The following is a 21,047-nucleotide window of genomic DNA, read 5'->3' as shown; positions in this document are numbered from 1 at the left end:
CTCTCCAGCGCCGGGTCGGGCCTCCACCTGATGCCGGTCTCGTCGGAGCGGGCGGTCCGCTCCTGTCGGACCGGCGTGCCGTGCCTCAGGGCGCCGCCGACGCGGTCCTCGCCGGCACGCCGACGGCGGACGAGTCTGAGGCGACGTCGCGGACGACGACGGCGCCGGCTCCGATCCGCACACGGTCGCCGACGGTCACGTCCCCGACGATCGTCGCGCGGGCGCCGATGTAGACGTCGTCGCCGATGACGGGCGTCCGACCCTTCGACTCGCCGATGGTGACGCCGTGGTAGATGAACGCGTTCCTCCCGATGACCGTGCGCGGGTGCAGGATCACGCCGCGGCCCCAGTGGGGGAGCCGCAGGCCGGGCCCGACCTGAGCGGTCGGCGGCAGCTCGGCTCCGACGATCATGCGGGTCCAGACGAGATCGACCAGGCGGTAGACGAGGTGGAGGGGGAGCCGGGTCCTCCGAGAGCTCGAGTACTGCCCGAGCCGGAGGACGAGGACGGTGAGCCGGTCGGAGGCGTGGCCCTTGGCGGCCAGGTCCGCTCGGACGACGGCTCGGAGGTCAGCGAGATCCATGCTCCCAGTCTGAGTGGGAGCCTCGAGGGTGAGGCCGGGCCGTCGGAGATCGTCCGGGGCGTGGCGAGCATCCGCGAGCGGACGACACGGTGGCGCGATGCGCTAGCACGTCCCGACGCGCCGCGCCCGTACTGGCCGCTCTCCGCTCGACGTGATTGCCTGATCCCGTGCCTGATCTTCCGATGTTCCCGCTCGGCTCCGTGCTCCTGCCGCACATGCCGCTCCCGCTCCGGCTGTTCGAGCCGCGGTACCTGCGGATGCTCGGCGACGTCCTCGAGGACGAGACCCTCGCGTTCGGCGTCGTGCTCATCGAGCGCGGCCAGGAGGTGGGCGGCGGCGACCAGCGGTTCGCGGTCGGCGCCCGCGCGCGCATCCTGAACATCGACGGGGCGGAGTCGTTCGTCACGCTCGACTCCGTGGGCGAGGAGCGCTTCGAGGTCGTCCGCTGGTACGAGGACGACCCGTACCCGCGCGCCGAGGTCCGCCTGCTGCCCGATCTGGAGTGGGACGAGAAGCACGCCCCCGCGCTGGCTGCGGCGGAGTCGGCGGTCCGCACGGCACTGGCGGTCGCGAGCGAGTTCGTCGAGCAGCGCTACGGGGCGGTCGTCGAGCTCGCCGAGGATCCGGCCGCGCACGCCTGGCAGCTCGCCGGCGTCGCACCGGTCACCGAGCTCGACCGCCTCGCGTTCCTCCGCAGCTCCACCATGGAGGAGCTGCTGGAGTCGGTCCGGGAGCGCTCCGCCGAGGCGACCGAGTCGTTCCGCGCCGGCTGGGCCTGAGCCCCGTCCCGGAGTCCCACGACGAGCCCGTCAGTCCTCGAGGCTGACGCCGCGCTCCTCCGCCAGCTTGACCAGGTCGTCGACGACCACGAGCGCCATCCGCACCGAGCGGTCGCGGCGGTACTCCTCGTCGTCCGGGTCGATCCGCGAGGTGCGGTCGAGGGTCTCCTCGATCGACTGCGCGAGCTCGCGCCACGCGTCCTGACGGGCGTCGTCGACGAGCGTCGCGAGGTACTCCTCGTCCTGCGCGCGCCTGTGGAGGGAGTCGGCGACGAGGAGCGAGAGCCGCTCGCGGTGGTCGAGGTTGTCGACGTCGGCCGAGCGGTAGTCGTGCACGTGGTCGGAGCGGCCGCCCACGGAGGTCACGTCGGCGGCGATGCCGCGCAGGCGCTCGGCGGCCGCCTCGGACTCGCGCGCCAGCTTCTCGAGCTCCTCCGCGGCGACGACGGAGTAGCGGCCCGAGTCGAAGGGGACGTCAGCACCGAGGCCGTCCATCAGCACCCGGTTCTTCACGGCCATGCGACTCGCGTACTGCGCGAGCATCAGGCCCTCCTCGGCGGCCTCCTCGACGGAGGCGGGCTCGCGCGACGGGTTCTCATCGGGGTCGTACGGCTCCATCTTGAACCTGCGTCGACGCCGGAACCACACGTGCGTCACCTACATCCCGGAGCAGGCGCCCCGCCCGCCGGAGCACCTCTTCGAGAGTACCCGGCGGGCGGGCGCCGTGGTCGGCGGCTCAGGCCTCGCGCCAGTCGTCCTGCCGGAGGTGGGAGCCGGCCTGCGGCCCCATCTGCAGCATCCCGCCGTCCACGACGTACGAGGATCCGGTGATGTAGGAGGCGGCGGGAGAGGCCAGGAAGGCGACCACCGCCGCGATCTCGCGGGCGTCGCCGGGGCGGCCGAGGGGGATGCCGGGGCGGTCGATCGTGACGGGGTCCACGTCCTCGGCGTCGTTCATCGGCGTGGCGATCTCCCCGGGGGCGACGGCGTTGACGGTGATGCCGAGGGAGCCGAGCTCGAGTGCGGCGACCTTCAGCAGGCCGCCCAGCCCGTGCTTGGCGGCGGTGTAGGCGACGGAGCCGACCCGCGGCTGGTGCTCGTGGACGCTGGTGACCGCGATGATCCTGCCGCCCGTGCCCTGGGCCGCCATGCGCCGCGCGGCGCGCTGGAGGCAGACGAACGCTCCGTCGAGGTTCAGGGCGACGGTCGAGCGCCAGCTGTCGAGGCTCTGCTCGAGGAAGGGCTCGCCTCCGCCTCCGCCCGCATTGCTGACGGCGACGTCGAGCCCGCCCAGTCGATCCGCGAGGTCGTCGATCACGTCGCCCGCGCCCTCCAGATCCGTCGTGTCGAGGCGCGCGATCTCGGCGCGCCGGCCGAGGGAGCGCACCTCCTCCGCCGTGCCCTGCGCGCCCTCCTCGTCGCTGTGCCAGGTGATGCCGACGTCCATGCCCGCCTCGGCCAGTCCCACCGCGGTCGCCCGGCCGATTCCGGAGTCCGAGGCGGTCACCAGTGCACGGGTGGGCCGGAAGTCTCGAGGTCCCTGGTTCATGTCGTCTCCTGTCTCGATCGGGCCGCCGATCCGGCGGACACGGGTCGATCCCATCAGCGGATCCGGCGCGCTCGGGAGCCGGTTGACAGGTCCGGGCTCGCGCGAGACGCGTGGCGGTGTCCCCGCTGAGCGCCCCGATCGCGTTGACTGGGCGGATGGATCACCGGCGCATCTCGGTCGTCGTCCCCGTGAAGGACGACGCCCGCCACCTCGAGCAGCTGCTCGAGCTCCTCCGCGAGCAGACGCTCGCGCCGTTCGAGATCGTCGTCGTCGACGACGGGAGCACCGACGACAGCGCCGCCGTCGCGCGAGCGGCGGGCGCGCGGGTGGTGCGGCACGACGGAGCCGGGATCCCGGCGAGCACGGCGCACGGCTTCGACGAGGCGCACGGCGACGTCCTCGCACGGCTCGACGCCGACTCCCGCCCGGGACCCGACTGGCTGGCGCGCCTGGCCGGCCACTTCGCCGACCCCGAGGTCGGAGCGGTGACCGGTCCCGGACGCTTCGACGAGCTCGGCCCGATCGCCCGGGTGATCGCGCGGGTCGCCTACATGGACGCCTACTTCGTGCTGATGGGGTCGGCGCTGGCAAACTGGCCGCTCTTCGGCTCCAACTGCGCCGTCCGCCGGTCGGCGTGGGAGGAGATCGCGGAGGAGATGCACCGGCACGACGCCTACGTGCACGACGACGTCGAGATCAGCGTGCACCTGGGACTCCGGCACCGGATCGTACTCGACCGCCACCTCGAGGTCGGCATCTCGGCCCGCCCCTTCGGCGCCTTCGCCGACATGCTCCGCCGGTTCGACCGCGCTCTGCACACGCTGGCGCGGCACCCCGGCATGGGATCGTCCCTGCAGCGCTGGACGCACCGGGTGCGCCGCATCCACCGCGACCGCCTGCGAGCGACGGCCGCGGCGCGCCGCTCCGGCTGACGACGAGAACCGACGGCGCCGCCTGACGGCTAGGGCTGGGCCGCGTCCGGCCGGGCCGCGTCGGGCTCGGCCTCCGCCGCCCGATCCTCTCCGGGCGCGGTGCGCCCCTCCTTCGGCATCGCCCAGACCGCGGCGAGCATGCCCACGGCGAGGACCGTGAGCGCGATGCAGACGAAGCGGGTGCCCTCGGCGAGGTCCGCCGGTGCGGGGACGCCGCCGCCCGCCTTCGCGTTCACGATCGCGCCGAACACGGCCACGGCGACGGCGCTGCCGATGTTCCGGGCGAAGAAGTTGGTCGAGGAGACCACTCCGCGCTCGTTCCAGTCGACGCTCGACTGCGCCCGGATCAGCGTCGGAGTCGCCACGAGCCCCATGCCGGCGCCGATCAGCACGCAGAAGCCGGCGATCTCCCACAGCGTCGAGGAGGCGCCGAGCAGGACGGTCAGCGCCGTGCCGATCACGACGAGCCCCGCTCCGAGGAAGCCCGTGTTGCGGAAGCCGATGCGCAGGTAGAGCCGGCCCGACAGGCTCGCCGCGACCGGCCAGCCGAGCGTCATCGCCGCGACGGCGAAGCCCGCGCCGAGGGCGGAGCTGCCGAGCACGCCCTGCGCGAAGGTCGGGAAGTACGAGGTGACGCCGAGCGTGATCGCGCCGACGGTCACCGAGACCAGGCTGGTCGAGATCAGCACGCGCCGCGTGAGGACCCAGAGGGGGAGCACCGGGGCGGCAGCTCGCCGCTCGATCGCGACGAAGCCGGCGAACGCGAGGGCCGAGACGACGAACACGCCGACTCCGGCGGGGGAGAGCCACGGCCAGGCGCTGCCGCCCTCGAGCAGCCCGAGGATGAGCAGCGCGGTGCCCACGGCGAGCACGGAGGCGCCCGCCACGTCGATCCGCTGCTTCTCGCCCCGCGTGGTCTCGCGGAAGCTGCGGATCAGGAGGAACGCCGCCAGGAGGCACAGGGGGATGTTGACGAGGAAGATGCCGCGCCAGGCGCCCAGGTCCGAGAGCACGCCGCCGAGGGTCGGCCCGACGACCGAGGAGATGCCCCAGACGCTCGCGAGGTAGCCCTGGGTCTTCGCACGCTCGGCGACCGTGTAGATGTCGCCGGCGATGGTGATGCCCATCGGCTGGATCGCTCCGGCCCCCAGGCCCTGCAGGGCTCGGAACGCGATCAGCGCGGGCATGCTCCAGGCGAGGCCGCACAGGAGCGAGCCGACCAGGAACAGGGCGATGCCGATCAGCATGATGGGCTTGCGCCCGATCACGTCGGCGAGCTTGCCGTAGAGGGGGACCGAGACGGCCTGGGCCAGCAGGTAGATCGAGAACAGCCAGGGGAACTGCTCGAAGCCCCCCAGGTCGGCGACGATGGACGGCACGGCCGTCGAGAGGATCGTGGCGTCGAGGGCGACCAGAGCGGTCGAGATCATCAGGGACAGCAGGATCGGGCCGCGCTCCGAGCGCAGTCCGACACTCGCGCGGGTGGGGGCGTCGGTCACTCTGCCCAGGCTATTCCACAGCCGGGGGATGGAAGCGGGGAGGAGAGGATCCGCTCCGGGGCTCGGTAGACTGGTGGCATGGAACTCGTTCTCTGGCTCGTCGTGTCCGCCATCGCCGGTGTGGGCCTCGTCTCCGGAGTCGCGGCTCTCATCGCCATGACGCGGGCGCCCTGGTCGGCCGACAAGTAGCCGCCCGGCCGGCCTCGCGCCGGCACTACTCGTAGATCCGCACCACGCTCCACTGCGGCTCCGTCGACGCGACCACGTCGAGCACGAACGCTCCGCCGGTCGCGAGGTCCGTCGCCTGGAAGCGCCAGCCGCCGATGCTCACCGGTGTGCGCCCGAACGTCGGCGGGAACCCCTCGAGGGGCGCCCACCACTCGCTCGTGCAGGTCCACACCGTCGGCCGGTCGGTCACCCGGTAGCTCCCGCCCCGCCACTCGAGCGCGATCGGCACTCCCTCGCCGTCGGTCGAGACCAGCGCCGTCTCGTCGATCACCGCCATCGTCGTGCTCCCGTTCACTCGCCGGACCCGGTTGGCCGTTCGAACATGTGTTCGATAGTCTGCGAGTGTACGCCGCGGCGCTCGTGCTCGCCACGGCCGCGGATCGACCGGTGGGAGGCGCGATGATCGAGTGGAGTCCGCTCCAGATGCTGCGCAGCAGCGGGCAGGACGAGTGGGTGATGGTCGACGCCCTGCGCACCGGCCGGATCGGCCTGGTGCGCCGCATCGAGACCGGCCCGTACCGCGAGACCTGGTTCCGCGCGGTGACCTGGGCGGCGGAGCCGGAGAGGCGGACGCTCGTGGGCTACTCCCGCTCGATGGACACCATCGCGGCCGCCCTGTGGGCCCATCAGCCGCCGACGGCGCAGGAGAAGCCCTTCCCCGGCTACCCGCCCTCGCGGCCGTCGCCGTGACTCCTTCAGCGAGAGGGGGCCCGGCCGTCCCCGCGACGGCGGCCTCCGTGTCCGCCACGGGGGAGAATGGCCCGATGCTCCTCGCACTCGTCGGCGGCCCCACGGGGGCGTGGCGGGCGGTCGACCCCGTCGGCGGCGCCGAGGCCGGGAGCGGCAGGGGCCCGGCCGAGCTGGCGGCGTTCATCCGGGAGCGGGAGCCGGAGCGCCCGCGCTGGGTCTGGGACGACACCGCGCGCTGGTACCCCGCACTGCTGTCGGCCGGCGTGGTCGTCGCCCGGTGCCACGACCTCCGGCTGGCCCGCGCGATCCTCCGCCGCTCGGTCTCCGCCGCCGCATCGGCTCTCGCGCGCTCGCCCCTCGACCCGTGGGACGCGGGAGCCGCGGCCCCCGCCGCGCAGGACACGCTGATCGGGTTCGAGGAGGCGGCGGGCGGCTCCGACGAGCTCGACCCCGTCCTCGAGCTGGCCCGGCAGGAGGAGGCGCTCTCCGGCGCCGCCGAGGCCGGCCGGCTCCGCCTGCTGCTCGCCGCCGAGTCCGTCGGCGCCCTGATCGCTCGCGAGATCGCCCACGCGGGGCTGCCGTGGCGCGCCGATGTGCACGACCGGGTGCTCACCGGGATGCTCGGCCCCCGCCCGCTCTTCGGCGGCCGCCCGGCCCTGCTGGAGGCGCTGGCCGACCGCCTGCGCGACGAGCTCGGCGCGCCCGAGCTCAATCCCGACTCGCCTTCCGAGCTCCTCAAGGCGCTGCGGCGCGCGGGGCTGCCGGTCGAGTCGACGCGCTCCTGGGAGCTGCAGTCCCTCGAGCACCCCGCGGTGCCGCCCCTCCTGGAGTACAAGAAGCTCTCCCGGCTGCTCACCGCCAACGGCTGGGCCTGGCTCGACGCGTGGGTGCGCGACGGACGGTTCCGGCCGGAGTACGTGGTGGGCGGCGTCGTCACCGGCCGCTGGGCGACCTCGGGCGGAGGGGCGCTGCAGCTGCCGCGGCAGATCCGCGCCGCGGTCACCGCGGATCCGGGCTGGAGCCTCGTGGTCGCGGATGCCGCGCAGCTCGAGCCGCGCATCCTCGCCGCGCTCTCGGGCGACTCGGCCATGGCCGCCGCCGGGCGGGGCCGCGACCTCTACCAGGGCATCGTCGACGCCGGCGTGGTCCCCGATCGGCCGCGGGCGAAGGTCGCGATGCTGGGGGCGATGTACGGGGCGACGAGCGGCGAGGCCGGGCGGCTGCTCCCGAGGCTCGCCCGTGCCTACCCGCGCTCGGTCGCGCACGTCGAGGCGGCGGCTCGGGCGGGGGAGCGCGGCGAGAGCGTCTCGACGTGGCTCGGGCGCAGCTCGCCTCCCGGACCCGAGGGGCTCTCGGCGGATGCGGCGCGAGCGCGCGAGTGGGGACGCTTCACCCGCAACTTCGTGGTGCAGGGGACCGCGGCCGAGTGGGCGCTCTGCTGGATGGGCGAGCTGCGGGCGCGACTGCGCGCCGAGGGCGGCGCGGTCGGCCGGGCGCACCTCGTCTACTTCCTGCACGACGAGGTGATCGTGCACGCTCCCGCCGACGTCGGCGAGCGGGTCGCCGCGATCGTCCGCGAGGCGGCGGTGCGCGCCGGACGCTCGCTCTTCGGAGAGGGCGAGGTCGACTTCCCGGTCACCGTAGCCGTCGTCGACTCCTACGACCAGGCGAAGTGAGACGCGGGATCAGTACCAGTGCGGCGAGCGGTTGTTCCAGCTCGACCACGCGTTGCAGGGCGAGCCGTAGGCGCTCTTGATGTACGAGAGACCCCAGTCGACCTGCGTCGCCGCGTTCGTCTGGTAGTCGGCTCCCGAGTTGGCCATCTTGCTCGCCGGGAGGGCCTGCGGGATGCCGTAGGCGCCGGAGGAGCGGTTCAGCGCGTTCCAGCGCCATCCCGACTCGCCGTTCCACAGCGGGATGAGGCACCGGTCGACCTGGTCGGCGCCCCAGCCGAAGCGGCCGACGGCGGTCCGGGCGTAGGCCTGGGCCTGCGCCGGGGAGAGGCCGTCCGTGCGTCCGGCGTAGGTGCCGAGGGCGGCGATGGTCTTGGCGGAGCTGTTGCGCGCGCCGGTCGGGTCGTCGTCGCCGAGTTCGACCGGGCCGCCTCCGCCACCTCCGCTGTTGGAGGGCGCTGCCGGAGCCGCGGCCGCGGCGGGAGCCGACGCGGCGCGCTGGCGGGCGGCCTCGGCCTCGGCGGCGAGGCGGGAGAGGCGCTGCTGCTCCTCGAACGCCGACTTCGCGTCCTGGCCGTCGGCGTACTCCCGCTCGATCTCGGCGGTGGTGTTCTTGAGCGAGGCGAGCTGGGTGTAGAGCTCCTGGCTGTACTTCTCCTGGTCGGCGACCTTGGCGTCGGCCTCGGCCTGCGCGGAGCGGGCGGCCGAGAGCGCGTCGGCCGCGGCGGTGGCGAGGGAGACGCGCTCGCCCCGGGCCTGCTCGGCCTGCGCGGCGAGGGAGACGGCCTGGTTCTCGGTCGACTGCGCCGCGGTCTGGAGCCGGCTGGTCTGCTGGGTGAGCTGCGTCATGGTGCCAAGGCGGTAGAGCAGCTCGCTCGACTCGTCGCCGCCGATGAGGAGGTTGAGCGTCGCATCGGTCCCGCCGTTGCGGTAGAGCTGCGCGGCGAGACGGCCGGCCTGCTCCTTCGCTGCGTCGGCGTCCGAGCGGGCGGCGGAGGCGCGCTCCTCCAGGGCGCTCACGCGCTGGGTCGCCTCGTCGAGAGCGCTCTGCGCGGCGTCCGCCTCCGCGGCCCGGCTGATGGCGGCGTCGGTGAGGGCGGCGGCCTGGTCGCGCAGGTCGGCGAGGAAGGCGGTGATGCGGTCGACCTCGGCGGCGGTGGCGCTCTCGCTCGACTTCGCGGCCTCGACATCGGACCACGAGGGGTAGTCGGACGGGTCGTAGGCGGCGGACGCGGAGAGCGGGGCGGCGAGGGCGGCGCACAGGACGAGGACCGTGCCCGCTCCGGCGGCGACGAGGCGCCGGCGCGCCCGGGAGGGGACGCGGAGACCGAGGGGGGTGCGGGACATGCGAACCACCCTAGGCGACGGCACCCGCGCCTGTCTCGTCCTAGCTCGAGGCTCGACGGCCCCGACGGGGACGCTCGAGAGCGTATCCGCGGACGCCCCGTCCCGGCCCGTCGCCCGTGAGCTCGTCGCGGGCCGCCTCGAGGAGGCGCCGCAGGGCCTCCTCCCGCACGCCGGCGGCGATCGCGGCGAGGCGGCGCTGCGGGTGCGCGTCCTCCTCCTCCGCCTGCTCGTCGGCGGTGGCGGGCAGCGAGCTCTCGTACGCGTCGAGGACGGCGGCGAGGTCGGCACCGGACAGGCTCGAGGCCAGCAGCACCCGGTCGAGGACGTCGTCCCAGTCCTCCTCCGGGGACGCTCCGTCACCCGTCAGCCAGGCGGCCGCCTCCGCGCGGCCCTCGTCGGTGAGCGCGTGCAGGGGGAGGCCGTCGTCGGTGGACCCGGCCGAGACGACGAGGCCCCGCTCGCGCAGGCGCTCGAGCGTCGAGTAGATCTGGCCGACGTTGACCCGGGGCCGGTGCGCGGCACGGTCGAGGAGCTCGGTGTGCAGCTGGAGGCCGTAGGCGGGGCCGAGCGTGAGCAGGGCGAGCAGGCCGTCGCGGACGGACACGGTGCTCCTCCCGGCGGGCGTCTGGCGGTGTGCGGCGTCCGGCGGCGCGGACGACCCGAGTATAGGCAGGAGCCGCCCGCGGCCGGTCGAGCAGGCGCGGCGAGCCGCCTTGACGGAGGTCCGCCGCTCCTGCATGATCGGGCGTGGTGGCACGTCCACCGTCATAATCGAAGAAGGCGCACCGCAGAGTGTTCCGTGGTCCGGGTCGTTGGGGAAGACGCACCGGGACGAACGGAGGACACCATGGTGGCGCAGCAGACTCGGGGTGTGCTCTTCGTGCACTCCGCCCCCCGCGCGCTCTGCCCCCACCTCGAGTGGGGGACAGGTCGCGCTCTTGGTCGTGCCGTGAACTTCGCCTGGATCGAGCAGCCCGTGCTCCGCAGCACCCTGCGCGCCGAGTTCGCCTGGGAGGGCCCGGTCGGAACCGGTGCCGTCATCGCGTCCGCTCTCCGCGGCTGGGCCGACGTCCGCTACGAGGTCACCGAGGAGCCCTCGCCCGGTGTCGACGGAGGCCGCTGGATGCACACTCCCGAGCTCGGCATCTTCTACGCGCAGACCGACAGCGCGGGCAACACCGTCGTGCCCGAGGACCGCATCCGCTCCGCCATGGAGCTCGCCGGCGCCGACCCCATCGAGCTGCACCGCGAGTTGCGCCTCGCCCTCGGCCAGGCCTGGGAGGACGAGCTCGAGCCCTTCCGCTACGGCGGCGACTTCGCGCCCGTCGTCTGGATGCACGGGGTCGGCTGAGTTCATTCGACGCCGCTCCTCGCGCGGCGTCGCGCAGTCGGCTCGGGCGGGTGGTCGGGTTCCGTGGAGCGGCTTGCGTCCGGCGACGCCGATCCGCTGGCACGCGGATCGGCGGATACGCCTCGCGGGGGCCGCTCGCTCCCGCACCCCTGAACCAGGCGGCCAGCGGACCCCCGTTCCGGCAGAGGTCCGCCTCGAAGTCGCGTCGTCGCCTCGCGGTTGCCGCTCGCTGGCACGTCGACCAGACGGTCGGCGGAGCACCGCGTTCCGGCGGAGGGCGTCGGAAGACTCGTGGAGCCGCCCGCACCTCTGTTGCGCACGACACCGAAGGCTCGAGTCGCGGCGAAGCCCGCGCTCCCACCCGGACAGCTTCGTTGATCCGATCATCCGACCCGAGCCGCGGCGAAGCCCGCGCTCCCCACCAGCACTGCGTGCTCACCAGCCCGCACCAGACGGCGGCGCAGCTCCCTCGCGGCACGAGGCGTATCCGGGGATCCGCGTTCCAGCGGATCACCGTCGCCGCACCGCACCGGCCCTCGGAAACCCCGCCCCCCTCCTCAGCGGACGCGCCTGCGCCGCGCAAGGAGCGGCGCAGCCCGCTTTCCGCACGGTGGAGCGGGGCTACGCCCCGCTACACCGTCCGGAAAGCGGCAACAGCATTGTGCCCCCCGAACCCGAACGAGTTCGAGATGGCGACCAGCGGTCCGTCGCCGAGGGCGCGGGGGCTGGTGACGACGTCGAGGGGGATCTGGGGGTCCTGCTCGAAGAGGTTGATGGTGGGGGGTGCGGTGCGCTCGTGGAGGGCGAGCACGGTGAAGATGGCCTCGAGCGCGCCGGTGCCGCCGAGGAGGTGGCCGGTGGACGCCTTGGTCGCGGAGACGGCGATGTTCGGGAGGTGGTCGCCGAAGACGCGCAGCAGGGCGCGGTACTCGGCGATGTCGCCGACCGGGGTGCTCGTCGCGTGGGCGTTGACGTGGGTGACGTCGGTGAGCGCGGCTCCGGCCTGCTCGAGGGCGCCGATCATGGCGCGGGCGGCGGCGGAGCCCTCGGGGTCCGGCGCCGTGATGTGGTACGAGTCGCTGGTGACGGCGCCGCCGGCGAGCTCCGCGTAGATGCGGGCTCCGCGGGCGAGGGCGTGCTCCTCGGTCTCGAGGATGAGCGTCGCGGCGCCTTCTCCGAGGACGAAGCCGTCGCGGGAGACGTCGTAGGGGCGCGAGGCGGTCGCCGGGTCGTCGTTGCGGCGCGAGAGGGCCTGCATCGACGCGAAGGCGGCGATCGGGAGCGGGTGGACGACCGACTCCGTGCCGCCGGCGACGACCACGTCGGCGAGGCCGAGCTGCATGTGCTCGTAGGCGTTCGCGAGGGCCTCGGTGCTGGAGGCGCAGGCCGACACGTCGGTGCGGGCGTAGGCGCGGGAGGGGATGGCCATGCTGATGGCGGCGGCGGCCGCGTTGGGCATGAGCATCGGGATGGTCATCGGGAGGACCCGGCGGGGACCGCGCTCGCGGAGGGTGTCCCACGCGTCGACGAGGGTCCAGAGGCCGCCGATGCCGGTCGAGTAGTCGACGCCCACGCGGAGCGGGTCGACGTCGGTGATGCCGGAGTCGGCCCAGGCCTCGCGGGCCGAGATGAGCGCGAACTGGCTGGAGGGGTCGAGGCGCTTCGCCTCGGGGCGGGAGAGCACCTCCTCCGGGCGGACCTTGGCCTGGGCGGCGAAGGTGACCGGGATGTCGTACTGGGCGACCCAGTCCTGCTCGAGGGAGCGGACGCCTGATTCGCCGGCGAGGAGTGCGTTCCAGGACTCCCGGGCGGTCCCGCCGAGGGGAGTGCTGGCACCGATTCCGGTGACGACGATCTTCTTGGTCATGACGAGCTTCTCTGTTCCGTGTGGGTGGGTGCCGGGCTCACCCCGGCCGACGATCGCCGGCCGGGGTGTCCGCCACGAGGACGGGGTGCGCTGGCGACGACTACTCGGACGCCTTGACGATGAAGCGGACCGCGTCGCCGACCGTCTTGAGGTTCTTGACCTCGTCGTCGGGGATCTTCACGTCGAACTTCTCCTCGGCGTTGACGACGATGGTCATCATCGAGATGGAGTCGATGTCGAGGTCGTCGGTGAACGACTTGTCCATCTCGACGGAGTCGGTGGCGATGCCCGTCTCGTCGTTGACAAGCTCGGCCAGGCCGGCGAGGACTTCTTCGTTGGACAGTGCCATGGTTCTCTCCTTGGGGGTTCTTCGGGTGTTCGTCAGTGACCGTAGGTCAGTTTAGGGGTGGGGTCGCGCCGGTCACGGGAGCACCACGACCTGCGCGCCGAACACCAGTCCGGCGCCGAAGCCGATCTGCAGCGCGAGTCCGCCGTGCAGCTCCGGGTGCTCCTCGAGCAGGCGGTGGGTGGCGAGCGGGATCGACGCGGCGGAGGTGTTGCCGGTGGTCTCGATGTCGCGGCCGATAGCGACGGTCTCGGGCAGCTTCAGCTGCTTCGCGAGCTCGTCGATGATGCGCATGTTCGCCTGGTGGGGGATGAACGCGGCGAGGTCCTCGGGCTGGACGCCCGCCTCCGCGAGCGCCTGCTTGGCGACCTTGGCCATCTCCCAGACCGCCCAGCGGAAGACCGACGGGCCGTCCTGGCGGAGGGTGGGCCATTCGGCGGTGCCGTCGCGGTAGGCCGCGAGCGGGTTGTCCATGCCGACGGTGTCCCACTTGGAGCCGTCGGATCCCCACACGGTCTTCGAGATGCCGGCGGTGTCGCTGGGGCCGACGACCGCGGCGCCCGCGCCGTCGCCCAGGAGGAAGGAGATGCTGCGGTCGGTCGACTTGACCAGCTCGGACAGCTTCTCGGCTCCGACGACGAGCACGTACTCGGCCAGGCCGGAGCGGATGAAGGAATCGGCCTGGGCGATGCCGTAGGTGTAGCCGGCGCAGGCTGCCGAGATGTCGTACGCCGGGGCGGGGTTCGCCCCGATGCGGTCCGCGAGGAGCGCAGCCAGCGACGGGGTCTGCACGGTGTTGCTGATCGTGGAGACGAGCACGACGCCGATCTGGTCCGGGCGGATGCCCGCCTTCTCGATCGCCTCGAGGGAGGCGGTGGTCGCGAGGTCGACCGCGTGGATGTCGGCGGAGGCGCGGCGGCGCTCGATGATGCCGGTGCGCTGGCGGATCCACTCGTCGGAGGAGTTGATCGGCTCGATCAGGTCGTCGTTCGGGACGACGAGGTCGCCGCGTGCCGCGCCGATGCCGAGGATCCGGGTGTACGCGCTGCCGCTGGACTGGGTGAGGGAAGGGGTCGTCATGGGGTCTCTCCTGCTAGGCGGCGTGCTCGTCGAGGAAGGCGCGGGCGGCGTCCACGTCGTCGGGGGTCGTGATGGCGATGCTCGGCACGCCCTTGAGGCCGCGCTTGGCGAGGCCGACCAGCGCGCCGGCGGGTGCCAGCTCGATGATCCCGGTGACGCCCGCGTCGGCGAAGGCCGCCATGCAGAGGTCCCAGCGGACGGGGGAGGCGACCTGGCCGACGAGCAGCTCGAGGAACGCGGCGCCGGAGTCGACGACCGACCCGTCGCGGTTCGTCCAGAGACGGAGCGTCGGGTCGGAGGGGGTCAGCCCGGCGGCGACGCCGGCGAGGGAGTCGCGGGCGGGCGCCATGTAGCGGGTGTGGAAGGCGCCGGCCACCTGCAGGGGGATCACGCGGGTCCCGCGGAGCGGCTCCGCCTTGAGCGCCTCGAGCGCGTCGACCGCGCCGGCGACGACGATCTGCCCGCCGCCGTTGTAGTTGGCCGGCTCGAGGCCGAGCTCGTCGAGACGGGCGATCAGGGCCTGCTCGTCGCCGCCGAGGACCGCGCTCATCGCGGTCGGCTCGGCGGCGGCCGCAGCGGCCATGGCACGGGCGCGCTCGCGGACGAACACCAGCGCGTCGGCCTCGGTGAGGACTCCGGCTCCGGCGGCCGCGGTGATCTCGCCGACGGAGTGGCCGGCGATGCCCGCGATGCGATCGCGCCGTCCACCCTCGAGGAGGGCGGCGAGGCTCACGAGTCCCGCGGAGACGATCAGGGGCTGGGCGACCGCGGTGTCGCGGATGGTGTCCGCGTCCGAGACGGTGCCGTGCGCGGCGAGGTCGATGCCGACCGCCTCCGAGTGCGCGGCGACCTGCTCGGCCACGGAGGGGATCTCGAGCCAGGGGGCGAGGAATCCGGGGGTCTGGGAGCCCTGACCCGGGGCGACGACGACGATCACGGTATCCAGTCTTCCGATCTGCGCTCGCACGTGCGGCGCGTGGAGCCACTGACAAAGCACAAAGAGCTTGTCGCGGGTCTACAAGTGTTCAGGGGCGGGAGGGGTTCGGCGAGCAGACGGCCTCAGCGGCGGGACGGCTTCCGGCGGACGGCGCCGTCCGGGTCGCTCATGGAGCCGAGGATGAGGGCGGACTGGAGGATGAGCGCCTCGCGGGCGCCCGTCGCGTCCCAGCCGATCACCTCGGCGACCCGCTTGAGGCGGTAGCGCACCGTGTTCGGGTGCACGAACAGCTCGCGGGCGGTCGCCTCGAGGGAGCGGCCGTTGTCGAGGTAGGCCCACAGCGTGGTCAGCAGCTCGGTCGAGTGCTTCTGCAGGGGCCGGTAGATCTGCGTGATGAGGCTCTGGCGGGCGAGCGGGTCGCCGGCGAGGGCGCGCTCGGGAAGGAGGTCGTCGGCGTTGACCGGTCGCGGCGCGTTCCGCCAGGAGCGGGCGACCGCGAAGCCGGCGAGGGCCGCGCGGGCGCTGCGGGACGCCTCGACCAGGGTCGGCACCTCGTGGCCGAGGACGAGGTGGCCCGTCCCGAAGCCGGGCTCGAGCGCCTCCGCGATCTCGAGGAACGCGACCGGCGGTCCGGTCTCCTCCGTGGCGTTCTCGCTCGGCTCGGCGCGGCCGATGACCAGGACGAGCCGGCTGCCCTGCACGCCGATCAGCACGTCGGCGTCCATGTGCCGCGCCGTGCGGCGCAGCTGGTCGACGTCGAGCATCTTGGGGGCGGTGCCCACCAGGACGGCGACCTCGCCGTGGCCGTGCCAGCCGAGGGCGGCGATCCGGCTGGGCAGCTCGTCGTCGGCCTCGCCCGTGAGGATCGAGTCGACGACCAGCGCTTCCAGGCGCGCGTCCCAGAGACCTCGGGCCTCGGCGGCGCGCGCGTAGACGTCGGCCGCGGCGAAGGCGATCTCGCGCGAGTAGAGGAGGATCGCCTCGCGGAGGTCCTCCCCGCCGTTCTTGATCCGGTCCTCGACGACCTCGACCGTCACCTTGATCAGCTGCAGCGTCTGCGTCAGCGAGACGGAGCGCAGCAGCTCGCGGGGAGCGGCTCCGAACACGTCCGCCGCGATCCACGGCGTGGCCGACGGGTCGTCGAACCACGAGATGAACGAGGTGATGCCGGCCTGGGCGACGAGGCCGACCGCCGAGCGCCGACCGGGGGGCATGCTGCCGTACCAGGGCAGCGTGTCCTCGAGGCGCTTGATCGTCTGCGTCGAGAGCTCACCGGCGAGGGTGCGCAGCCAGGCGAGGGTCTGCTCCTTCGTGCGGGGAGCGCCCGGCCGGGTGGCCGGACGCTCCGCCGCAGGAGCAGGAGCCCGCGCACTCGACGGTGCGGGTTCCTGCGAGAGCACGGACTCGTCCGTCAGCTCTCGCCGCCCGCGTTGCCGGTGGTGCCGGCGTTGACGTCGAGGAGGCGGTACTTCTCGATCGCCTGGACGGCGAGCGAGGGGTCGACCTCGCCGCGCTTGGCGAGCAGCTGCAGCGTCCGCACGACGACCGAGGGGCCGTCGATCTGGAAGTAGCGCCGCGCCGCCGCACGGGTGTCCGAGAACCCGAAGTCGTCCGCGCCGAGCGTCGCGAAGTCGCCCGGGATGAACTGGCGCAGCTGGTCGGGGACCTGGTGCGAGAAGTCCGAGACGGCGACGAAGGGGCCCTTCGCGTCGGCCAGCTTCTGCGTCACGTACGGCACCTGCTCGGCGTCCTCGGGGTGGAGGAAGTTGTGCTGCTCGGCCTTGATGCCGTCGCGGCGCAGCTCGTTCCACGAGGTGACCGACCAGACGTCCGCCGAGACGCCCCAGTCCTCGGCGAGGAGCTTCTGCGCCTCGATCGCCCACGGCACCGCGACGCCCGAGGCGAGGAGCTGGGCCTTCGGCCCGTCCCACTGGCCCCAGGAGATGCGGTGGATGCCGCGGACGATGCCCTCGACGTCGACGTCCTCCGGCTCCTTCGGCTGCACGATCGGCTCGTTGTAGACCGTGATGTAGTACATGACGTTCGGGTCGGTGTGCTTCCCGCCGTACATGCGCTCGAGACCGGACTGCACGATGTGCGCGATCTCGTACCCGTAGGCCGGGTCGTAGCTCACGACGGCGGGGTTGGTCGCCGCGAGGATCGGGGAGTGCCCGTCCGCGTGCTGGAGGCCCTCGCCGGTCAGCGTGGTGCGTCCTGCGGTGGCGCCGATCATGAAGCCGCGCGACATCATGTCGCCGGCCGCCCAGATCGCGTCGCCCGTGCGCTGGAACCCGAACATCGAGTAGAAGACGTAGACCGGGATGAGCGGCTCGCCCTGCGTCGAGTACGAGGTGCCGATCGCGGTGAACGCCGCGAGGGCGCCCGCCTCGTTGATGCCGACGTGGAGGATCTGGCCCTGCGGGCTCTCCTTGTAGGCCAGGAGGAGCTCGCGGTCGACCGACGTGTAGTGCTGGCCGCGCGGGTTGTAGATCTTCGCGTTCGGGAAGAACGCGTCCATGCCGAAGGTGCGCGCCTCGTCCGGGATGATCGGGACGACGCGGTTGCCGAAGTCCTTCGAGCGGAGGATGTCCTTCAGGATGCGGACGAACGCCATGGTGGTGGCGATCTCCTGCGTCCCCGAGCCCTTCTTGCCGACCGCGTAGGCCGAGTCCTCGGGGAGGTTCAGCTGCGTGTACTTCGAGCGGCGCTCGGGGAGGTAGCCGCCGAGCGCGCGGCGGCGCTCCTGCAGGTACTCGATCGCCTCGTCGTTCTGACCGGGGTGGTAGTACGGCGGGAGGTAGGGGTTCTCCTCGAGCTGCGCGTCCGTGATCGGGATGCGCATGGTGTCGCGGAACGACTTGAGGTTGTCCAGCGTCATCTTCTTCATCTGGTGGGTCGCGTTGCGGCCCTCGAAGCTGCGGCCGAGACCGTAGCCCTTGATGGTGTGGGCGAGGATGACGGTGGGCTGGCCCTTGTGCTCCGTCGCGGCCTTCATGGCCGCGTAGATCTTGCGGTAGTCGTGGCCGCCGCGGCGCAGGCCCCAGATCTGCTCGTCGGAGTAGCCCTCGACGAGCTTCTTGGCGCGCGGGTCGCGGCCGAAGAAGTTCTCGCGGACGTAGGCGCCGTCCTCCGTCTTGTAGGTCTGGAAGTCGCCGTCGGGCGTCTTGTTCATCAGGTCGAGCAGCGCGCCCTCGGTGTCGCGGGCGAGCAGGTCGTCCCACTCGCGGCCCCAGATGAGCTTGATGACGTTCCAGCCCGCGCCGCGGAAGTACGACTCGAGCTCCTGCACGATCTTGCCGTTGCCGCGGACGGGTCCGTCGAGGCGCTGGAGGTTGCAGTTGACGATGAAGTTCAGGTTGTCGAGGCCGTCGTTCGCGGCGACCTGGAGCTGACCACGCGACTCGACCTCGTCCATCTCGCCGTCGCCGAGGAACGCCCAGACCTGCTGGTCGGAGGCGTCCTTGATGCCGCGGTTGGTGAGGTACTTGTTCGCCTGCGCCTGGTAGATGGCGTTGATCGGGCCGAGGCCCATCGACACGGTCGGGAACTGCCAGAACTCCGGCATGAGCCGCGGGTGCGGGTAGCTGGAGAGCCCGCCGCCCCGGTGCGACTTCTCCTGGCGGAATCCGTCGAGCTGGTGCTCGCTCAGGCGTCCCTCGAGGAAGGCGCGCGCGTACGGGCCGGGGGAGGCGTGGCCCTGGATGAAGACCTGGTCGCCGCCGCCCGGGTGGTCCTGGCCGCGGAAGAAGTGGTTGAAGCCGACCTCGTACAGCGAGGCGCTCGACGCGTACGTCGAGATGTGGCCGCCGACCCCGATGCCGGGACGCTGCGCGCGGTGCACGAGGATGGCCGCGTTCCAGCGGATCCACGCGCGGTAGCGGCGCTCGACGTCCTCGTCGCCCGGGAAGTCGGGCTCGTTCTCGGGCGCGATGGTGTTGATGTAGTCCGTGGTGGGCACCATCGGCACGCCGAGGTGGAGCTCCTTGGAGCGCTTGAGGAGGCTGAGCATGACGTCGCGCCCGCGACCCCGGCCCCGCTCCTCGACGAGCGCATCGAGCGACTCGTTCCACTCCGACGTTTCCTCGGGGTCCGAGTCCACGTGACCGACGGAATACGGGTCCTGATCGTTAACAGTCACCCTCGACCTCTCTCTGGGGGCAGATCGTGCCCGAGACATCACTCTCATGAAGCGGTGCGGATCCGCGGATCCGGGGCTCGGATGACGAGCCGCGCGCGGGCACCTCCGTCAGCCTAGCGATTCCCGTGCCCCGAACCTGGAATCGCACTGTGGTGATCCACGAGGAATGGGCGCCGACGACTGTAGGAGAGCGCCAGACGGGACGCGTCGACCGGCCCGTGATCGGGGGAGACGGGCCGTTCCTTGGAGTCTGCGCGGAGCGGGTCTAGCATTGCCCCTCGTGCTCGCGCGACTCTCGTGCGCACGGAAGGACATCGGACCGATGGCTCTCGAGAAGCTGACCCTGGCTCCCGACTTCGAACTCGCGAACCAGTACGGCGAGCGCATCCAGCTGGGCGACTTCCACGGGCGGCGCAACGTCGCCCTGGTGTTCTTCCCCCTCGCCTTCTCCGGCACCTGCACGGGCGAGTTCTGCGCGCTGCGCGAGAACCTCTCCCTCTTCGAGCACGCCGACGTGGAGCTGATCGGCATCTCTGTCGACTCCAAGCACACGCTGCGCGCCTGGGGCGAGAAGCAGGGCTACGACTTCACGCTCCTCTCCGACTTCTGGCCGCACGGCGACGTCGCCAAGCAGTACGGCGTGTTCACCGAGGCGAAGGGCTACGCGACCCGCGCGACCTTCCTCATCGACAAGGCCGGCGTCATCCGGGACACGTTCATGACCGCCCCGGGCGAGCCTCGCTCGATCGACGCCTACCGCGCCGCCATCGACGCGCTCGCCCCCGCGCACGTCTGACCCTCCGGAGGCGGACCGCCCCGGTCGTCAGCTGAGGATGTTGACGGCCCGGGAGATCACGAGGGCCAGCAGGACGAATCCGGTGAACGCCTCGGCGATCATCAGGAGCTTCATCCGGCTCGACAGCGGCATCGTGTCGGTCGGGCTGAACGCCATGGTGTTCGTCGTCGACACCGAGAGGTAGTCGACGAAGCCGGGCCGCCAGTCGGCGCGCTCGGAGGAGGTCGCGGCGACCTCGGGCGCGGTGTCGCGGTAGGTGTCCTGCGGGAAGGCGAAGTCGGCCGCCGGCAGCTCGGTGCGGGTAAGCGTTCCGCGGGCGACCGGACCGCCGCGGTCGAGCTCCCAGAACAGCAGCGCGTACGCGACGACGTTGGTGACCCAGACCTGGAGCGCGGTGAGCAGCAGCGGAGGGCCGTCGGCCGTCCCGTCGACGAGGTCGATCACCACGGCGACCACGTTCACCTGGTTCGCCACGGCGAGCACGACCGCCAGGGCGATGGAGACCCCGCGCGACCAGCGCGTCTCGCTGTCGAGCCGGTGCGGGTTGACGACGAACAGCGGCACGAGCAGCGCGAGCGTGATGCCGGCGGCGACGAGGCGGACCACCGAGGTGTCGGCGCTGTGGCCGGCCACGTTCAGGGCGACGGCCACGAGGATCGCGGCGGAGGCGGGCCAGCGGCTCTCGGCGCGCCGCCTCGCCCGGGAGTCGCTGTCGGCGGTCATGTGCCGAGGCTAGTGCCCGCAGGGGGCCGCTCCGCCTGCCGTAGGATCGAGTCGATCGTCCGCGGGTGCTCCCGCGACGGGGGCCTTTAGCTCAGTTGGTAGAGCGCCACGTTTACACCGTGGATGTCATCGGTTCGAGCCCGGTAGGGCCCACCACATCCGACGATCGGACACTGCGCGTCAGCGGGACTGGCGGCGCTTGTAGGGCTTCGGCTGGCCCTTGACGATCGGGGCGCGCCCGGTCCCCTTGGAGGCCTTGGCCTTGCCTCCCGACTTCGGGGCCGCCTCCGGCTCGTCGCCGAGCGCGGCGAGCTCCTCGCGGGCCGAGGCGAGGCGCTGCCGCCCGGCCGCGGTGAGGGTCGTGGCGGCGGCACCGGGCTCGAAGAGCGGCTTGCCGAGGTCGAGCTCGACGGCGGCGACGGAGGAGTCGAGCTTCTGCCGCGAGATGCCGAGGCGCTCGGCGGCGCGCACGAAGTGCAGCTCCTCGGCGACCGCCACGAAGTGGCGCAGCTGGCTGATCTTCATCCCG

The 21,047-nt window shown here is 72.6% G+C and carries 21 protein-coding genes and 1 tRNA gene; 7 read left to right on the top strand and 15 right to left on the bottom strand.

From position 1 onward, the window contains the following. Positions 1-85: 85 nt before the first annotated feature. On the bottom strand, positions 86-583 hold the full coding sequence (locus C5C25_RS14115; RefSeq protein WP_104250965.1) for a serine acetyltransferase: 498 nt from the start codon (positions 581-583) through the stop codon (positions 86-88). A gap of 167 nt (positions 584-750) precedes the next feature. On the opposite strand from C5C25_RS14115, the gene C5C25_RS14110 reads away from it, so the two are divergent. Further along, positions 751-1,362, top strand: a complete 612-nt coding sequence (locus tag C5C25_RS14110) for an LON peptidase substrate-binding domain-containing protein (RefSeq protein WP_244229436.1) — start codon at positions 751-753, stop codon at positions 1,360-1,362. Positions 1,363-1,392: 30 nt separating this feature from the next. On the opposite strand, the gene C5C25_RS14105 is transcribed toward C5C25_RS14110, so the two are convergent. Both C5C25_RS14105 and C5C25_RS14100 read right to left on the bottom strand, forming a co-directional pair. Continuing rightward, the gene (locus tag C5C25_RS14105) at positions 1,393-1,980 is read right to left on the bottom strand and encodes a hypothetical protein (RefSeq protein ID WP_104223455.1); all 588 of its coding nucleotides are present in this window, start codon (positions 1,978-1,980) and stop codon (positions 1,393-1,395) included. A gap of 118 nt (positions 1,981-2,098) precedes the next feature. After that, a complete protein-coding gene (locus C5C25_RS14100) occupies positions 2,099-2,911 on the bottom strand; it encodes an SDR family oxidoreductase (RefSeq protein WP_104250986.1) in 813 nt (270 codons plus the stop codon). A gap of 155 nt (positions 2,912-3,066) precedes the next feature. Here C5C25_RS14100 and C5C25_RS14095 point away from each other — a divergent pair, with 155 nt between their 5' ends. Then, positions 3,067-3,843, top strand: coding sequence for a glycosyltransferase family 2 protein (locus C5C25_RS14095; protein ID WP_104250964.1), 777 nt, complete (start codon positions 3,067-3,069; stop codon positions 3,841-3,843). 29 nt (positions 3,844-3,872) lie between these two features. Here C5C25_RS14095 and C5C25_RS14090 read toward each other — a convergent pair whose 3' ends face one another. Then, positions 3,873-5,273, bottom strand: a complete 1,401-nt coding sequence (locus tag C5C25_RS14090) for an MDR family MFS transporter (RefSeq protein WP_104250985.1) — start codon at positions 5,271-5,273, stop codon at positions 3,873-3,875. Positions 5,274-5,556: 283 nt separating this feature from the next. Next, positions 5,557-5,841, bottom strand: a complete 285-nt coding sequence (locus C5C25_RS14085) for a hypothetical protein (protein WP_146076961.1) — start codon at positions 5,839-5,841, stop codon at positions 5,557-5,559. Positions 5,842-5,912: 71 nt separating this feature from the next. Between C5C25_RS14085 and C5C25_RS14080 the strand changes: the two genes are divergently transcribed. Together C5C25_RS14080 and C5C25_RS14075 are read left to right on the top strand one after the other, a co-directional pair. Continuing rightward, entirely contained in the window at positions 5,913-6,260 is a 348-nt protein-coding gene (locus C5C25_RS14080; protein WP_104223458.1) for a hypothetical protein, read from the top strand. Between the two features lie 74 nt (positions 6,261-6,334). Then, on the top strand, positions 6,335-7,936 hold the full coding sequence (locus C5C25_RS14075) for a bifunctional 3'-5' exonuclease/DNA polymerase (RefSeq protein WP_104250963.1): 1,602 nt from the start codon (positions 6,335-6,337) through the stop codon (positions 7,934-7,936). 9 nt (positions 7,937-7,945) lie between these two features. Here C5C25_RS14075 and C5C25_RS14070 read toward each other — a convergent pair whose 3' ends face one another. Next, complete coding sequence (locus tag C5C25_RS14070) at positions 7,946-9,280, bottom strand: hypothetical protein (protein WP_104267569.1); 1,335 nt, start codon at positions 9,278-9,280, stop codon at positions 7,946-7,948. A gap of 40 nt (positions 9,281-9,320) precedes the next feature. Beyond that, the gene (locus C5C25_RS14065; protein ID WP_181133708.1) at positions 9,321-9,884 is read right to left on the bottom strand and encodes a PadR family transcriptional regulator; all 564 of its coding nucleotides are present in this window, start codon (positions 9,882-9,884) and stop codon (positions 9,321-9,323) included. Between the two features lie 243 nt (positions 9,885-10,127). On the opposite strand from C5C25_RS14065, the gene C5C25_RS14060 reads away from it, so the two are divergent. Further along, positions 10,128-10,631 (top strand): DUF3145 domain-containing protein, encoded by a 504-nt coding sequence (locus C5C25_RS14060; RefSeq protein ID WP_104226674.1) that lies wholly within the window; start codon positions 10,128-10,130, stop codon positions 10,629-10,631. A 631-nt stretch (positions 10,632-11,262) separates the two neighbouring features. Here C5C25_RS14060 and C5C25_RS14055 read toward each other — a convergent pair. The 6 genes from C5C25_RS14055 to aceE all read right to left on the bottom strand — a co-directional run bounded on the left by C5C25_RS14055 (position 11,263) and on the right by aceE (position 18,999). Next, complete coding sequence (locus tag C5C25_RS14055) at positions 11,263-12,498, bottom strand: beta-ketoacyl synthase (RefSeq protein ID WP_104226673.1); 1,236 nt, start codon at positions 12,496-12,498, stop codon at positions 11,263-11,265. Positions 12,499-12,598: 100 nt separating this feature from the next. Further along, on the bottom strand, positions 12,599-12,847 hold the full coding sequence (locus tag C5C25_RS14050) for an acyl carrier protein (RefSeq protein WP_104223463.1): 249 nt from the start codon (positions 12,845-12,847) through the stop codon (positions 12,599-12,601). A 72-nt stretch (positions 12,848-12,919) separates the two neighbouring features. Next, entirely contained in the window at positions 12,920-13,924 is a 1,005-nt protein-coding gene (locus C5C25_RS14045; RefSeq protein ID WP_104223464.1) for a beta-ketoacyl-ACP synthase III, read from the bottom strand. 13 nt (positions 13,925-13,937) lie between these two features. Beyond that, entirely contained in the window at positions 13,938-14,861 is a 924-nt protein-coding gene (locus tag C5C25_RS14040) for an ACP S-malonyltransferase (RefSeq protein ID WP_104250961.1), read from the bottom strand. 122 nt (positions 14,862-14,983) lie between these two features. Further along, on the bottom strand, positions 14,984-16,150 hold the full coding sequence (locus tag C5C25_RS14035) for a CdaR family transcriptional regulator (RefSeq protein ID WP_181027189.1): 1,167 nt from the start codon (positions 16,148-16,150) through the stop codon (positions 14,984-14,986). 122 nt (positions 16,151-16,272) lie between these two features. Further along, positions 16,273-18,999 (bottom strand): pyruvate dehydrogenase (acetyl-transferring), homodimeric type, encoded by a 2,727-nt coding sequence (gene aceE, locus C5C25_RS14030; RefSeq protein WP_104247522.1) that lies wholly within the window; start codon positions 18,997-18,999, stop codon positions 16,273-16,275. A 322-nt stretch (positions 19,000-19,321) separates the two neighbouring features. Between aceE and C5C25_RS14025 the strand changes: the two genes are divergently transcribed. Continuing rightward, a complete protein-coding gene (locus tag C5C25_RS14025) occupies positions 19,322-19,795 on the top strand; it encodes a peroxiredoxin (protein WP_104238203.1) in 474 nt (157 codons plus the stop codon). Between the two features lie 27 nt (positions 19,796-19,822). Here the strand turns inward: C5C25_RS14025 and C5C25_RS14020 are convergent, their stop codons facing one another. After that, positions 19,823-20,518 carry a hypothetical protein gene (locus C5C25_RS14020; protein WP_104250959.1) on the bottom strand — a complete coding sequence of 232 codons (696 nt, stop codon included), beginning with the start codon at positions 20,516-20,518 and terminating at the stop codon, positions 19,823-19,825. 80 nt (positions 20,519-20,598) lie between these two features. On the opposite strand from C5C25_RS14020, the gene C5C25_RS14015 reads away from it, so the two are divergent. Then, positions 20,599-20,674, top strand: a tRNA-Val gene (locus C5C25_RS14015). Positions 20,675-20,698: 24 nt separating this feature from the next. Here the strand turns inward: C5C25_RS14015 and C5C25_RS14010 are convergent. Next, positions 20,699-21,043 (bottom strand): LysR family transcriptional regulator, encoded by a 345-nt coding sequence (locus C5C25_RS14010; protein WP_104223469.1) that lies wholly within the window; start codon positions 21,041-21,043, stop codon positions 20,699-20,701. Positions 21,044-21,047: the final 4 nt, after the last annotated feature.

Source organism: Rathayibacter sp. AY2B9, assembly GCF_002931595.1.
Lineage (GTDB): Bacteria > Actinomycetota > Actinomycetes > Actinomycetales > Microbacteriaceae > Rathayibacter.
The sequence above is the reverse complement of the archived record's forward strand: the minus strand, read 5'-3'. Positions and strand labels throughout refer to the sequence as shown.